The sequence below is a fragment of the Neisseria sp. P0021.S005 genome, from assembly GCF_051956955.1.
In genome coordinates this window covers 1-433 of the sequence record NZ_JBQCWY010000998.1, presented here as the reverse complement: position 1 = coordinate 433, position 433 = coordinate 1, and the positions used below count along the sequence as shown (strand labels likewise).

1 protein-coding gene is annotated in these 433 nt (G+C 38.8%); it reads right to left on the bottom strand.

What is annotated here, in order from left to right; genetic code table 11:
• Window positions 1-259: 259 nt before the first annotated feature.
• On the bottom strand, window positions 260-433 hold a 174-nt coding region (locus tag ACTHUE_RS20570; RefSeq protein WP_440424341.1), incomplete at its 5' end, for a glutaredoxin domain-containing protein.

The following is a 433-nucleotide window of genomic DNA, read 5'->3' as shown; positions in this document are numbered from 1 at the left end:
GCCTATATCCAAACCGATATTGCCATCAGGTTATCCGTTTTCAGACGGCCTAAACTTCACAAACTATCAAAATTTAAAAATCAATAGCCAATACCTAAATATCGATTTAAAACCATAATCTCAAATTCTACTTGCGAATATAGAGTTATTCAGAACGCCGAATTGTAAACGCCGTCTGAATAACTCTATATTTTATCTTTCAGACGGCATGTTTAAACCGTCTAAAGCATACAGGCGATTAGTTTTTAGCCAAGTAAGCTTACAAGTCTTCGCTACCGCCGATGTATTTACCGCCGATGAATACTTGAGGAGCAGTCATCTTGCAGGTAATAGCGCGTACGGAAGTAACAGTTGCATCTTTGCCCAATACGATTTCTTCGTAAGAGAAGCCTTTGTCTTGCAGAGCTTTTTTAGCTTTAGCACAGAATTGGCA